The sequence below is a fragment of the Tardiphaga sp. P9-11 genome (genome assembly GCF_008329525.1).
Lineage (GTDB): Bacteria > Pseudomonadota > Alphaproteobacteria > Rhizobiales > Xanthobacteraceae > Tardiphaga.
Genome location: NZ_NPKQ01000022.1, coordinates 1 through 13805, shown reverse-complemented (window position 1 = coordinate 13805; position 13805 = coordinate 1). Strand labels below are relative to the sequence as shown.

Here is a 13805-nt window from a genome sequence, read left to right as displayed (position 1 = left end):
CTTACCAATATCGATGCCGATCGAGGCGAGGGGCGCAATGGTCGTATCCATGGGCTGCTTCTCCGGTTGAAACGCAGCAGTCTAGGCCGACTGCCGCGCGGGGGAAGCAGCCGGTCCATCCCATTAGCGGACGTCCTCCTGCTGCTGCGGCGGTGTCTCACAGGGATGCAAAATCCGGAGGGGCAATCTCGCCGGTTCGGTGGCAGGCGACAAAGTGCCCGTCGGCCTTAACCTGAAGGACCGGCAATTCCTCGCGGCACCGCTCCACCACGAACGGACAGCGCTGGGCGAAGCGGCAGCCGGGCGGTGGATCCACCGGGCTCGGCGGGTCGCCCTTGATCAGATAGTCCTTCTTCAACCGGTCGCGCAGCGGGCCGGGCGGTGCGGCGGCTGATATCAGCGACCAGCTATAGGGATGCGAGGGTGCCGAGAAGAACACCTGTGCCGGCGCCTGTTCGACGATGCGGCCGAGATACATCACGGCGATCTCGTCGCAGAAATGCTGGATCACACCGAGATCGTGCGAGATGAAGATATAGGTCAGTCCGCGTTCGCGCTGCAGCTTCTTCAAAAGATTCAGGATCTGCGCCTGAATGGCAACGTCGAGTGCTGACACCGCTTCGTCGCAGACGATCAGTTCGGGCTCCGGCGCCATTGCGCGCGCGATGCAGAGACGTTGGCGCTGGCCACCGGAGAACTGATGCGGGAACAGGTCGGCGGCCTGCGGTGGCAGCCCGACCTCTTCGAGCAACTGCGTCACGCGCGCCTCGCGCTCGCGCGGCGAGCCGATGCCCAGCAGATCGAGCGGTTCGCGGATCAGGTCACCGGCGCGGCGTCGCGGATCGAGCGCCGAAAACGGATCTTGGAATACGATCTGGAACTTGCTGCGTGCCAGCCGCAATCTCTCGCCGCGGTAGTCAGCGATGTTCTCGCCGCTGAACACGATCTGGCCGGAAGTCATCGGGATCAGCCGCATCACCGCCTGCGCAGTGGTCGATTTGCCCGAGCCGCTTTCGCCCACGATGCCGAACGTGGTGCCTCGGCGGACGCGAAAACTCACGCCATCGACGGCATGGATCTTTGACGGTGGACCGAACATGCCGCGGCGTCCCGCCGGGAAGTGCACCACGAGATCGTTGACGTCGAGCAGGACGTCTGCGGGGGTGGAGATATTCAAACCGTCACTCACGGCGCAATCTCCTGATGGCGCCAGCACGAAACGGCGGCCCCGGCATCGATGCGCTCGAGCGGCGGCTGCGGTTGGGCGCGGCAGATGTCGCCGGCAAAGGCACAGCGCGGCAGGAAAGCGCAGTCCGGCCCGCGTGCGCCGAGCGGCGGCACCATACCCGGGATTTCGTCGAGCTCGGCTGAGGCATGGTTGCTCATGCGGCCAAGCTGCAGATGCGGCACGCAGGCCATCAGCCCGCGCGTATAGGGATGCCGCGCACGGGCGATGATCTCGTGTGCGGCGCGTTGCTCGATGCAGCGGCCGGCATAGAGCACCGCGACGTCGTCGGCGAGTTCAGCGACGGCGCCGAGATCATGAGTGATCAGCACAATGGCTGTGTCGGTGTCATCCTGCAATTCGCTGAGCAGGTCGAAAATCTGCGCTTGCACCGTAACGTCGAGCGCGGTTGTCGGCTCGTCTGCAATCAGAAGCTTTGGTTTGCAGGCCAGTGCCATGGCGATCATCACACGTTGTCGCATGCCGCCAGATAATTGATGCGGATAGGCATCGACGCGTTTGTCGGCCGCGGGGATCTGCACCGCCTTGAGGAACTGTATCGCTTGCGTATGGGCATCACGGCGGCTGAGGCCGCGATGCTGGCGCAAGACCTCGCCGATCTGGTCACCCACCGTGTAGAGCGGGTTCAACGCCGTCATCGGCTCCTGGAAGATCATCGACATCTTGTTGCCGCGCAGGCTGCGCAGCTCCTTGGGTGATGCGGACAGAACCTCGACGCCGTCCAGAAGGATGCTGCCCGAAGTGACGTGAAAGTCTTCGGGCAACAGCTGCATGATCGCCAGCGCAGTCATGCTTTTGCCGCAGCCGGACTCGCCGACCAGCGCCATGGTCTTGCCTTGCGCGACGTCGAAGGACAGATGCTCGAGCACCGGCACCATGCCCCTGGTGCCGTTCATCGAGACGCTGAGATCCTTGACGGAGAGAACGGGGGGCATCGCTCAGCCTCGCTTTCGCAGGCGCGGATTGATGGCGTCATTGACGCCGTCGCCGATCAGGCTGATGGCGAGCACCGCGATGAAGATCGCCGCACCCGGAAAGGCCACTGTCCACCAGGCATTGAGCACGTAATTGCGGTTCTGCCCGAGCATCAGGCCCCAGCTCATGGTGTTGGGATCGCCGAGGCCGAGGAAACTCAACCCGCCCTCGAACAGGATGGCCACGCCGATGGCGAGCGTCGCCGAGACGATGATCGGCGGCAGCGCATTGGGCAGTACGACGCGCAGGATGAGGTGGCCATTGCCGGCGCCGGCGGCGCGCGATGCCTTGACGAAATCGAGATTGCGCAGCCGCAGGAATTCCGCACGGGTCAGGCGCGCGGCAGACGGCCAACTGACAACACCGATGGCGATGGTCACGGTCGTCAGCGTCTGCCCGAACAGAGTGACCAGCACCATGGCGAACAGCAGCGGCGGCAGGATTTGGAAGAACTCGGTGATCTTGGTCAGTGCCGTGTCGATAGGGCCGCCGAAGAAGCCGGCCAGCGAACCGATCGTGACGCCGATCATGATAGTGATGATTGCTGCCACGCCGCCAACCGTCAGCGTGGCACGGCCGCCTTGCAGCAGTCCCGCCAGGATATCGCGGCCGAGATAGTCGGTGCCGAGCCATGTGTCCGCATCCGGCGGCGTGAAGGGCGCGCCAGCAATGTCGAGCGGATCGACGCCGTAGATCGACGGCCCGAACAGGGTAGCGAGTATCAGAAACAGCAATACGACCGCGCCGACGACGCCAGCCGGGCTGCGGGCAAACTGGCGCAGCGCAGCCATCGTGGGCGATGCCGCGGCGCTCACGGGCAGCACGGTCTTGTCGGTCTTGACGGTAGTGGATTCGACCGCGGTCATCGGGCCCCCGAACGGATGCGCGGATCGACCAGGCGATAGACCAGATCCGTGACGATATTGGCGGCCATGACCAGGACCGCCGAGAAGAACAGCACGGCGAGCAGGGTCGGATAATCGCGGCGCAGGATGGATTCGAAGACCAGCCGTCCCATACCGGGCCAGCTGAACACCGTCTCGACTAGCACAGCGCCGGCAAACAGATGACCGAATTGCAGTCCGGCGACGGTAACGATCGGGATCAGCGTGTTGCGCAGTGCATGTTTGCCGATCACCACAAACTCCGGCAAGCCCTTGGCGCGGGCAGTACGGACATAGTCAGCCGTCAGCGCATCGATCATGTTGACACGGGCGAGCCGGCTATATTGCGCGATGAAGACGAGCGCGAGCGTGGTCGCGGGCAGTACGAGATGTTGCAAGATGTCCACGACATGCGCGAAGCCGACCTTAGGCCGTGCGACGTCGGTCATGCCCGTCACCGGCAGGATCGGCCACACCGAGCCGAACAGCAGCAGCAACATCAGCCCGGTCCAGAACACCGGCGCGGCATAGCCTGCAAGGGAGATGACGGTGACGCCCTGGCTGAACAGCCCGTTCGGCTTGCGTGCGCTGACAACACCGAGCAGCGTGCCGATCACCACCGAGATCGCGAGCGCCGACAGCACCAAGTATAGCGTCGCGGGAATGCGCTGGGCGATCAGGCCAGTCACGGGGGCATTGAAATAATAGGAATAACCGAAGTCGCCGGTGGCGACACTGCCGAGATAGGTGAAGAGCTGTTCGATCAGGCTCTTGTCGAGACCGTATTTGACCCGCAGCGCAGCGATCACGTCGGCCGACGCGCCACCCATCTCACCGGCGATTACCAGAGCGGGATCGCCGGGCGCGGCATGGATCAGACAGAAATTGAGGACCAGCACAGCGACGAGAAGGCCAACCGCATTGGCCACCTGACGCAGGATGTGAAGAGCGAGGTTCATGGTGCTGGTCCGCCAGACGCGCCGATGACCGTCAGGTCTTCGGCGGCACTTCCCAATAAAGCTCGTCAAGCGGCGACATCATGCCCCAGATCGATGTCGGCAGACCGCTGAGGCCCTTGCTGAAGGCGTTGCGATATGGCGCGCCGTTGATGAAATAGATCGGCACGTCGTTGACGACGATCTTCTGGAACTCCGAATACAATGCCTTTCGTTTCTCGGGCGAGGTTTCCTGTGCGCCTGCGGCCAGCAGTTCGTCGACCTTCGGGTTGCTGTATTGCTGGGTGTTGGACCAGATGATGCCCTTGCGGATATTGCTCGAAAGATAAGTGCGGTTGACGCCGATCACCGGGTCGCCCCAGTTAAAGACGTTGTCCATGGTCAGATCGAAATCGTAATTCGCGATGCGCTGTGCCCAGGTCGGGAAGTCGGGCGCCGCACGGACCTCGAGATTGATGCCGACGCGCTTGAGCTGCGAGCGCAGATATTCGGCGACATTGCGCTGCTGCTCCTCGTCGCCCGGGATGTAGTCGATGGTCAGCGTCATCCGCGAGCCGTCGGCGGCTTTCGGATAGCCGGCCTCATCCAGCAGCTTCTGCGACTTGGCGATATCGAGCTTGTACATCTCGACGCCGGGCTCAAGCAACGGCGAGCCCGGTGCAATCGGACTGGTTGCGGTCTTCGCCTTGCCGCCCATCAGCTTGCCGGTGATGAATTCGCGATTGGCTGCAAAGGCGATGGCCTGACGGACGCGCACGTCATCGAGCGGCTTCTTCTTGGTGTTGAAGGCGAGCCAGTTGATCGGACCGATGCCGGCAAAGCCCTTGTCGATGACCATCACATTCGGCATTTTCTCGATACGTTCGATGTCGCGGCTGTTGGAGACGAACGGCAGCACGTTGACGTCACCGCGTTCGAGCGAGACCACCGCCGCATTGGAATCCGACACCAGCTTAACGACGATCTTGTCGAGCTTGGGCTTGCCGGCGATGAAGAACTTGTCGAACTTCTCCAGCGTGTAATATTCGCCCTGCTTGTATTCGGTGAGGCGATAGGGGCCTGAGCCGACCGGCTTCAGATTCGCCGGATGCGCCTTGATGTCCTGGCCATCGCCATAGACGTGCTTCGGCAGGATCGGCATTAGCGCCGGCGACATCGCCAGCAGCAATGCCGGATGCGGATGCTTGAGCCGGATCACGGCGGTGAGCGGATCGGGCGTGTCGACCTTGTCGACGGCGGCCAGCATGCTCTGGAACGGATGGTTCGCCTTGATGGTCATGATCGAGAAGGCGACGTCCTCGGACGTCACCGGCTTGCCATCGTGGAAGACGGCGTTGTCGACGAGCTTGAGCGTCACCGACAGGCCATCAGCCGAGGTCTCCCATGACTTCGCGAGATAAGGCTGCGGATTCCAGTTATCGTCATAGCGCAGCGGGCTGGCGAATATCTGCGTCGACGGCATCGCTGTGGCGAGACCGGATTGCACGGCGCCATTGAAGTGGCGCGGCACCTGTGTGGAGGCGATCACCAGCGTGCCACCGTCGGCGGCGAGCGCCGGCTTGATGCTCGGCGCGATTGCGGTTGCGACGAGGGCGAGGCCCAGGGCGCAGGTCAGAAGAGACGCTTTCAGCGAACGGGGTCGTCGTGACCAGATCGAAGACATCATGTCGGTCCTTCTCTCAGAGGATGAATGTGGCCTGCCGGCGGTTGAGGTCCGTCGTTGTCGGGGGTGTTTGTGAAACCGGGGTCAATGCGCCATCGAGAATGGCGTCGAGCGCGCCGGCATCGGGCAGGGCATCGGTACCGACGCCGACCAGCATGATGTCGTCCTGTGCGGTCATGTCGGCGGGAGCGGGCGTCAGCGCCCAGTCTTGCCCAACCATCTGCAGTAATGCCGGCGACGCATCATCGGCGATCCGGCATGGACCTTTGAGGCGCAAAAGCTGTGGCGGCAGTGCGGCAAGCGCTGCCGCAAGCCGGGCCCCATCGAACGTGCCGCTGCGCTGATACGACCAGCGGCGGAACGCGCTTTCATGATCGGCGCGGTTGTCCACCGCGGTCGCGGCGAAGCGCAAGGTCGCCTTGACCTCGCCGTCCGGCAAGGTGGGCAGAGTATGTTCCGTCGTCTCGATGATCTGGATGTCGGGACGCAGCGCCGCGACCGTGGTGCGGGCCGCATCGAGCGCGGTGCGGTTCAGCAGGTCGACCTTGTTGAGCAGCACAAGGTTGCAGCGATCGAATTGATCGCGCACGGTGTCGCCGACACGCGCGTCGACCAGCAGATCGGCAATGCGCGAGGCATCCGCCACCACAATTACGGCGTTCAGGCGCAGGCTCGGTTCGACCAGTGCGATCTCGGCGATGCGCCAGGGATCACCGACGCCCGACGCTTCTATGATGATGTGATCGAACGGGATGTTGTCGTCGAGCACGCGGCCGAGCGTATCCAGAAAGCCGCCGCCGATGCTGCAGCAGACGCAGCCATTGGTCAACGTCATGGTGGTGCCGTCGTGCTGGGCGATCAGGCCGACGTCGACGTTCACCGCGCCGAAGTCGTTGACCAGCACGGCATAGCGGGCGGAGCCGGTGCGCAGCAGGTGATTGAGATAGGTTGTCTTGCCGGCGCCGAGAAAGCCGCCGATCACCGTCACGGGAATTTTCACTGATGACGCTGCCGTCATGCCCGTGGCGCCTCCCGCACGTGGCCGCCGACCACAGTGCCCCAGATGGCGATATCCTTGAGCTTCTCCGGCGTGACTTCAAGCGGATCTTCGTCCAGGACCGCGAAGTCGGCATATTTGCCGGCCTCGATACTACCGACGATGTGATCGAGCTTCAGCGTATAGGCAGCGTTGATCGTGATCGCGGCAAGAGCCTGTTCGACGGTCAGCGCTTCGGTTTCTTTCCCGAGTACGCGTCCGCTCGACGAAATGCGGTTGACGGCACACCAGGCGGTGAACAGCGGGCTCAGCGGCGTCACCGGGGCATCGGAATGGATGGCGAAGGGAACGCCGGTGCGCAACGCGGTACCGGTGGCATCGAGCCTGTTGGCGCGTTCCGGCCCCATGGTGAGGTCGTAGTGCGAATCACCCCAATAATAGACGTGATTGGAAAACAGGTTGACGCATATGCCGAGCGACTTCATGCGCTTGAACTGCGCGGCGTCCGCCATCTGGCAATGCTGCAGCGTATGGCGATGATCGGGCAGCGGCTTAGCGATCTGGGCGGCCTCGATGGCATCGAGTGCCACTTCAGTGGCTTCGTCGCCATTGGTATGGATGTGCAGCTGGATGCCGGCATTGTGGTAAGCGGCGACGATCGACGGCAGTTCTTCCGGCGCGATGTACCACAGCCCGTTGGGCGCGCCGTTGTGATAGCCCGGCCAGCGCAGCCGCGCGGTAAAGCCCTGGATCGAACCGTCGACTACCAGTTTGACGATGCCGTAATGGAGCTTGTCATTGTTTGACGCCTTCAGCGCTTTTATCTTCTCGACGCCCTGTTCCGGGCTGTGCGACACCGAGGCCATGGCCGGGACAAGGCGCACCGAGAAATCATCGCGCCGACTTGCGGCGCGATAGACCTCGATGGTCAGGTCGGCAAGGTCGTTGTGCAGGTCGGTGATGGTGGTCACGCCCTGAATGCACGATGATGCCGCGTAGCGATTGACGTCATCGGCGGTGAGATTGCCGGACAGCGGATTGGTGCCGAGCACGCGAAACACGCGAAATCGGGCGGCAATGCCCTGGACTTCCCCTGAGGGCTCGCCATCCTTGCCCATCACCACGCCGGATATGTTGGTGGTGCGATCGAGCTCAGCACGCTGCAGCACGATGGTGTTGACGTTGCTGATATGGAACGAGGCATGCACGACCATGATCGGCCGCGTGGTCGATACGCGGTCGAGATCCTGCCGCGTCAGGGAAACGCTGCCGATATGCAGGGGATCGAAACCCCAGGCGAAGAGCGGTGCCTCGGGATCGGTCATCGCTGCCTCGGCTTCTTGCAACCGCGCGACGATGGCGTCGATATCCGACAGGCCCTTGACGAGTTTGCCTTCGGGCGAACGGCGGTCGAAAGCGCCGACATAAGGCAGCGACCACATCATGCCTTCCATGATGTGGCTGTGGCCTTCGACGAAACCGGGCAGCAGCACCTTGTCCTTGAAGCGATCGTCAACCCTGACGCCGCTCGCTCCGACGATCTCGTCGAAACTGCCGACAGCCACGATCCGCCCTTCGCGCACTGCAACATGCGTGGCGGATGGGCGTGACGGGTTCATGGTCACGATCTTGCGGGCCGAAAAAACAATCGTATCCTGGCTCAATGGACTACCCTCAAAATTCCGTCATCGAAGCGTGAGGCCTCGCACCACTCCGAGCCAGCGCCAGATCGGATGCACGAATGGGGCCAGTCCCGGTTGGGCGTGGTCGTCCACCTTGGCGCGGCTTTTGCTTAGTATTTTCTTCGGTCCAGCGACGGGTGAGGCAGTGGTTTCGGGATGAGTGTGGAGGGCGCGATGGAGAATCCCGGAGGTTCAGTGAAAGCCGCCCGTGCAGACGGGCGTCCGGCGGCGTCCGGCATTGGGGATGCGCTATTTTGGGGCTCGCTGTTCCAGGGACTCGACCGGCGCGGTCCCTTCCTGCAGCTCCAGATACGCCAGTTGATTTGCACCGCCATCGAAGAGGGCCGGCTGGCGCTTGGCGTGCGCATGCCGTCAAGCCGCGAACTGGCGACGCTGCTTGAAGTGTCGCGCAATACCGTCGTGATCGCCTATGAGCAGCTGGTGGACCAGAATTTCCTCATTTCGCGCGAACGCAGTGGTTTCTTCGTGGCCGGTCTTCCGAAGCATCTCGGTACCCAGCACGACGTCCGCGCGGCGCCCGACGAGGCTGGCGCCGCGCGCTGGGCCGAGCGTTTCGCAGTGCGGCCGTCGGCCAACCGGAACATCGTCAAGCCGAGCAACTGGCAGGACTATCCGTATCCCTTCATCTTCGGACAGTTCGATCCAAGCCTGTTTCCGACCAATGACTGGCGCGAAAGTGCGCGCGCCGCGCTCAGCGTGCCCGAGATCAACAACTGGGCACGCGATCTGATCGACGAGGACGATCCCGCGCTGATCGAGCAGCTCCGGCTGCAGGTGTTGCCGCGTCGCGGCGTCCGCGCGCGGCCCGACGAGATCATGATGACCATCGGCGCCCAGCATGCGCTGTATCTGATCGCCCGATTGTTCGCGAAACAGGGCACCCGGGTCGGTATGGAAGATCCCGGCTATCCCGATGCCCGCAACATTTTTGGTATGCAGACCGACAATATCGTGCCGCTTGCAGTCGACGGCGAAGGCATGGTGCCCGATGCGAACTTCGAGAGCTGCGATCTCGCTTACGTCACCGCAGGCCATCAATGCCCGACCACGGTGGCGATGCCCGAGCAGCGCCGTCTCGACGTGCTGCGCAAGGCACAGGAGTGCGACATCGTCCTGATCGAGGACGATTACGAGAGCGAGCTGATCTCGGAGGGGCCGGCACTGCCGCCACTGATGAGCCTCGATCGCAATGATCGCGTACTCTATGTCGGCAGCCTGTCGAAGGCGCTCGCGCCCGGACTGCGGCTCGGCTATGTGGCCGCACCGGCGCCGGTGATCCGCGAATTGCGTGCGCTGCGGCGCCTGATGCTCCGCCATCCACCGCTCAATAACCAGCGCGTTGCAGCGCTGTTCATCGGCCTTGGCCATTACCGCTCGCATCTGCAGCGCGTCTCGCGCGTGCTGCTGGAGCGCGCTCGCATTCTCGATCAGTTGTTGCCGCAGCATCTCGGCGATTGCAGCTTCGTGCGCGGCGTCGGCAGCACCAGCTATTGGGTGACATGTCCGCCGGGCTGCGACGCAACGGCGCTAGCCACGGCCGCGTTGGCAGAAGGCGTGGTGATCGAGCCGGGCGATGTATTCTCGATGACGAAAGGTACCCATGCCAATTGCTTCCGGCTCGGTTTCTCGTCGATCCGCAATGACCGGATTGAGCCCGGCATTGAACGTCTTGGTCGTATCATCGCGCGCATGAGTTGACGCCGCTCAGGTCAGTTCGCTCACGCCCTTGACGGCGCTGACGAGGGCGATCACGCCGAGGCTGATGATCGAGACCTGGCGATGCAGCGCGTCGTCGCCGCATCGAAATGCGATCTCGCCAAGTCGGGTGCCGAGCCACATCACCGGCAGGCCGAGCAGCGACAGGCCGATGGAGTGGACCGTCAGCAAGCCAACGCTGACGAAAGTAATCGTCGCCGTGATTGAGGTCATCAGAAAGAACACCATCAGCGACGCACGGCTGGCCAGGCGCGGCATCGGAACCGACATATAATAGGCCACCACTGGCGGTCCGGGCATCGCAGCGAGTCCATTGAACAGGCCCGAGAAGAAGCCGGTGATCGACGTCACCGGGCGTGGCGGGATCACGGGTAACGCGAAGCCGCGACCGAGCGCGACCACCGCCAGCAGCGTAATCGAACTGATCACCAGCCGCGAGATCGGCGCCGGAATCTCGGTCAGGATCAGGGTTCCCAGCGGCGATCCGACCAGCGCGCCGATCATCAGCCAGCGCAGCGATGGCCAGTCGCAGCTCCGCGATGCCATGGGGAAATCGAGCAGGCTGCCGGCAAGCTGCAATCCGATCGCCACCGGCACGGCCTCGGTCGGCGCCATGAACAGGCCGAGCAATGGCACGGCGGCAAGGGCAAAACCAAAGCCGGTAAAGCCGCGTAGCACCGCCGCGACGAAGACCGAGGCGATTGACAGCAAAACCAGTCTGGGCGTCAGCGTCGCGCCGAGGTCGCCGATGGCGATCGTCAGGTCATGCATGTCACGTCGGTCCGTCGCTTCGTCGTGCGGCCACCATGGCAACATCGGCCAGCCCGGGGAGGGCCAACCCGCGTCAATCTTTGGGCCAGTTCGGGGCGCCAACCGTTCCGCTCTGGACGGGTGCTTCGCCGCAACTGGCTCTAATCGTACGGCAGGGCCGCTGGCAGTTTCATCACCATGGCTGGCACGCAGTGCCCGCCGTTATTGAAATGATCGAGAGAGCTTTGCAATGTCCGAGCAGCAGACCCAGCGCCACCAGCTTCTCGTTACGCTGTTTGAGGCGTTCAACCGTCACGACGCCGATGGCGTCATGGCCTGCATGACCGATGACGTGGTGTTCGATACTGCTGTCGGTCCGGAAATGTACGGCAATCGCATCACCGGCACCGCCGATGTGAAGGCGGCATTCGAGAAGGTCTGGGGCGGTATGCCCGATGTGAGCTGGACCTGTACGTCGCACAGCGTATTCGGCGATCGCGGCCTGTCGGAATGGATTTTCCGCGGCACCGCGGCGAATGGCACGCGGATCGAGGCCGAAGGCTGCGATCTCTTCACGTTCAAGGGCGACAAGCTCTCGCGCAAGAGTGCGTTCCGCAAGGATCGCCCGCCACTGCCGGCGAAGTCGTGATGGAGGCTGTTGCGATGTCGATTGCTCCCTACGACCAGCATTACGATCCACTCGTATCTTCGGGGCCCGGCACCAATCGCGACTATGCACCGACCTACTGGGCTGCGACGGCAGGCACGCCGCCGCCGGACGATGGCCTGATCACGGGCGATGTCGATGCCGACGTCGCGATCGTCGGCTCCGGCTATACCGGGCTCGCCTGTGCGATCTTCCTCGCGCGCGAATTCGGCATCAAAGCTGTGGTACTGGAAGCCAATCGCGTCGCGTGGGGCTGCAGCACGCGCAATGGCGGGCAGGGCCAGAACGCTTCCGGCCGGCTGTCGCGCTCACAATGGATCGAACGCTGGGGCCGCGACGTCGCGCTGCGGCTGCATGCGGAAATCCAGGACGGGTTCGAGACTTTCGAGGACTTGATCAAGACCGGCAATATCGATTGCGAACCGCAGCGCGGCGGCCACCTCTATCTCGCGCATCGCCAGCGCATGTTCGAGAAGATCGTGGCCGAGTCGAAAGTGCAGAACGAGGTTTTCGGCTACAAGACGCGCGTGCTGTCGGCTGACGAAGTGCGCCGCGATTACGTCAACGAGGCCGAATGTGTCGGCGCGGTGCATGAACCACTAGGCACCGGTGTGCATCCGTCGAAACTCGCTTTCGGCTATCTGCGCATGGCACGCGAGCTCGGTGCCAAAGTGCATCCCGGCAGCCCGGTGCTGGAGATCACCACACGTAACGGCGTGCATCACCTGCGCACCCCCGGCGGCACGGTGCGTGCCCGCGCGGTCGGTATTGCGACCGGCGCTTACACGTCGCTCGGCTTGACGCCGTTGCTGCGTGGTCGCTGCATGCCGATTATGTCCAACTCGATCGTGACGCGGCCGCTGACCGAAGCAGAGTTGGAGGCGACCGGCTTCAAGACTACCGAAGTCATCACCGACACCCGCACGCTGCGCTTCTATTATCGCCGCCTGCCGGACAATCGCGTGCAGATCGGTAGCCGCAGCGCCATCACCGGCGCGGACGCCGCAAATCCGCGACATCTGCAGCTCCTGATCGACGGGCTGTACCGCAAGTTCCCGGCGTTGAAGGGCATCGAGATCGACTACTCATGGTGGGGCTGGGTCGATGTCAGCCATGACATGATGCCGCGTATCTTCCGGCCCGATCCGTCGCAAACTCTGTTCTATGCGCTGGGTTACGGTGGCAATGGCGTGTCTTATTCGGCGCAGGCCGGCCGTCGCATGGCCGAGATGATCGCGGGCAAAAGCTTCAAGGGGCAGGACCTTCCGATCTTCGCCTCGCCGCTGCCGACGCATCCGTTCTCGCCGTTCCGCCGTATCGGGCAACGCATGCTGTACCGGCTTTATCAATCGCGCGACGAAGCAGCGTAAGTCTTTCTTAGCGGCCGTCAGACGTTGATTGAGGAACCCATAGATCGCGGAGCACGCAGGAACAATCGAGGTCCGCTGTTGGCGCTCATTCAGCTATTCTGACTGCGCGCCATCACTCGCATGATCTGTTGCTGCCATGCATCGCCAGATGCAGAAGCTGCCCTTTTATCATAGCTTCGGCGGCAAGTCGCACGACACCGCCGTTGAGCTCGCCGGGCGTCTGGTCGATCTCGCGCCGGTTCCGATGAGCAAGGTGTTCTTCGCCAATTCCGGGTCGGAAGCCAACGATACTGCGATGAAGATGGTCTGGTACTATCACAACGCGATCGGTAAGCCGAACAAGAAGAAGATCGTTTCGCGCATGCGCGCCTATCACGGGATTACCATTGCGTCGGCGAGTCTCACTGGCCTCGTTAACAATCACCGCGATTTCGATCTACCGATCGATCGTGTGCTGCACACCGATTGCCCGCTGCACTACCGCTACGCCAATTCCGGCGAAAGCGAAGAGGACTTTGCGACCCGGTGCGCTGACGCGCTGGAGCAACTTATCCAGAAGGAGGGGCCGGACACGATTGCCGCACAATGTCTTGCGCTGACGCTTTCAATTCCTTGAGTGCGGCGGCGAGGCTGGCAGTTGCAAGCTTTGCCTGGCCAGCGGGGTGTTCGGGCACGCCCTCACTGCGAGGCGGCGAGGCGATCTGGCCGGACAGGAAAGCGAGCCGGCCTGGTTCCGCGACACTGATATGCGTGTCAATCGGCGTTCAAATTTGACCCCGGATCGGCGTCCAATTTTGACCCCTTTGAGCGTGCTGGTTTGGGGGTAGCGCTCGTCTCGTCGGAGCTGGCCGGGGTTGCGGAGACGAGACGAGCGCGGG

Annotated in this window: 11 protein-coding genes and 2 pseudogenes; 4 read left to right on the top strand and 9 right to left on the bottom strand. The window is 63.0% G+C overall.

Going from position 1 to position 13805, the window contains the following annotated elements:
* Window positions 1-157 precede the first annotated feature (157 nt).
* From CIW50_RS28840 to CIW50_RS28810, 7 genes are read right to left on the bottom strand one after another with little or no spacing between them, the layout of a single operon-like run.
* Window positions 158-1189 carry an ABC transporter ATP-binding protein gene (locus CIW50_RS28840; protein WP_246664512.1) on the bottom strand — a complete coding sequence of 344 codons (1032 nt, stop codon included), beginning with the start codon at window positions 1187-1189 and terminating at the stop codon, window positions 158-160.
* Window positions 1186-2181, bottom strand: coding sequence for an ABC transporter ATP-binding protein (locus CIW50_RS28835; protein ID WP_149534583.1), 996 nt, complete (start codon window positions 2179-2181; stop codon window positions 1186-1188). Before CIW50_RS28835 ends, CIW50_RS28840 begins: the two co-directional genes overlap by 4 nt.
* Window positions 2182-2184: 3 nt before the next feature.
* The gene (locus tag CIW50_RS28830) at window positions 2185-3087 is read right to left on the bottom strand and encodes an ABC transporter permease (protein WP_149534582.1); all 903 of its coding nucleotides are present in this window, start codon (window positions 3085-3087) and stop codon (window positions 2185-2187) included.
* Window positions 3084-4064: an ABC transporter permease gene (locus CIW50_RS28825; RefSeq protein ID WP_149534581.1), complete on the bottom strand. Its 981-nt coding sequence runs from the start codon at window positions 4062-4064 to the stop codon at window positions 3084-3086. The genes CIW50_RS28830 and CIW50_RS28825 overlap by 4 nt, the downstream gene beginning before the upstream one ends.
* A 31-nt stretch (window positions 4065-4095) precedes the next feature.
* The gene (locus CIW50_RS28820) at window positions 4096-5727 is read right to left on the bottom strand and encodes an ABC transporter substrate-binding protein (RefSeq protein WP_246664511.1); all 1632 of its coding nucleotides are present in this window, start codon (window positions 5725-5727) and stop codon (window positions 4096-4098) included.
* A gap of 13 nt (window positions 5728-5740) precedes the next feature.
* Complete coding sequence (locus CIW50_RS28815; protein ID WP_149534580.1) at window positions 5741-6742, bottom strand: CobW family GTP-binding protein; 1002 nt, start codon at window positions 6740-6742, stop codon at window positions 5741-5743.
* Window positions 6739-8340 carry an amidohydrolase gene (locus CIW50_RS28810; protein ID WP_502707560.1) on the bottom strand — a complete coding sequence of 534 codons (1602 nt, stop codon included), beginning with the start codon at window positions 8338-8340 and terminating at the stop codon, window positions 6739-6741. Before CIW50_RS28810 ends, CIW50_RS28815 begins: the two co-directional genes overlap by 4 nt.
* Window positions 8341-8577: 237 nt before the next feature.
* Here CIW50_RS28810 and pdxR point away from each other — a divergent pair, with 237 nt between their 5' ends.
* Window positions 8578-10122 (top strand): MocR-like pyridoxine biosynthesis transcription factor PdxR, encoded by a 1545-nt coding sequence (pdxR, locus tag CIW50_RS28805; protein ID WP_149534578.1) that lies wholly within the window; start codon window positions 8578-8580, stop codon window positions 10120-10122.
* A 6-nt stretch (window positions 10123-10128) separates the two neighbouring features.
* On the opposite strand, the gene CIW50_RS28800 is transcribed toward pdxR, so the two are convergent.
* On the bottom strand, window positions 10129-10911 hold the full coding sequence (locus CIW50_RS28800) for a sulfite exporter TauE/SafE family protein (RefSeq protein WP_149534577.1): 783 nt from the start codon (window positions 10909-10911) through the stop codon (window positions 10129-10131).
* A gap of 229 nt (window positions 10912-11140) precedes the next feature.
* Between CIW50_RS28800 and CIW50_RS28795 the strand changes: the two genes are divergently transcribed.
* From CIW50_RS28795 to CIW50_RS28785, 3 genes and pseudogenes are all read left to right on the top strand, one after another.
* Window positions 11141-11539: a nuclear transport factor 2 family protein gene (locus CIW50_RS28795; RefSeq protein ID WP_149534576.1), complete on the top strand. Its 399-nt coding sequence runs from the start codon at window positions 11141-11143 to the stop codon at window positions 11537-11539.
* Between the two features lie 14 nt (window positions 11540-11553).
* Window positions 11554-12927: an NAD(P)/FAD-dependent oxidoreductase gene (locus tag CIW50_RS28790; RefSeq protein WP_246664510.1), complete on the top strand. Its 1374-nt coding sequence runs from the start codon at window positions 11554-11556 to the stop codon at window positions 12925-12927.
* A 133-nt stretch (window positions 12928-13060) separates the two neighbouring features.
* Window positions 13061-13510: pseudogene (locus CIW50_RS28785) on the top strand (aminotransferase class III-fold pyridoxal phosphate-dependent enzyme); the annotation flags it as partial.
* A 170-nt stretch (window positions 13511-13680) separates the two neighbouring features.
* On the opposite strand, the pseudogene CIW50_RS29850 reads toward CIW50_RS28785, so the two are convergent.
* Window positions 13681-13805, bottom strand: a pseudogene (locus CIW50_RS29850) (IS21-like element helper ATPase IstB); the annotation flags it as partial.

Coding starts and splice junctions, on each gene's coding strand:
- CIW50_RS28835 (WP_149534583.1), bottom strand. CDS start 2,181: ATGCCCCCCGTTCTCTCCGTCAAGGATCTCAGCGTCTCGATGAACGGC.
- CIW50_RS28830 (WP_149534582.1), bottom strand. CDS start 3,087: ATGACCGCGGTCGAATCCACTACCGTCAAGACCGACAAGACCGTGCTG.
- CIW50_RS28825 (WP_149534581.1), bottom strand. CDS start 4,064: ATGAACCTCGCTCTTCACATCCTGCGTCAGGTGGCCAATGCGGTTGGC.
- CIW50_RS28820 (WP_246664511.1), bottom strand. CDS start 5,727: ATGATGTCTTCGATCTGGTCACGACGACCCCGTTCGCTGAAAGCGTCT.
- CIW50_RS28815 (WP_149534580.1), bottom strand. CDS start 6,742: ATGACGGCAGCGTCATCAGTGAAAATTCCCGTGACGGTGATCGGCGGC.
- CIW50_RS28810 (WP_502707560.1), bottom strand. CDS start 8,340: ATGAACCCGTCACGCCCATCCGCCACGCATGTTGCAGTGCGCGAAGGG.
- pdxR (WP_149534578.1), top strand. CDS start 8,578: ATGGAGAATCCCGGAGGTTCAGTGAAAGCCGCCCGTGCAGACGGGCGT.
- CIW50_RS28800 (WP_149534577.1), bottom strand. CDS start 10,911: ATGCATGACCTGACGATCGCCATCGGCGACCTCGGCGCGACGCTGACG.
- CIW50_RS28795 (WP_149534576.1), top strand. CDS start 11,141: ATGTCCGAGCAGCAGACCCAGCGCCACCAGCTTCTCGTTACGCTGTTT.
- CIW50_RS28790 (WP_246664510.1), top strand. CDS start 11,554: ATGTCGATTGCTCCCTACGACCAGCATTACGATCCACTCGTATCTTCG.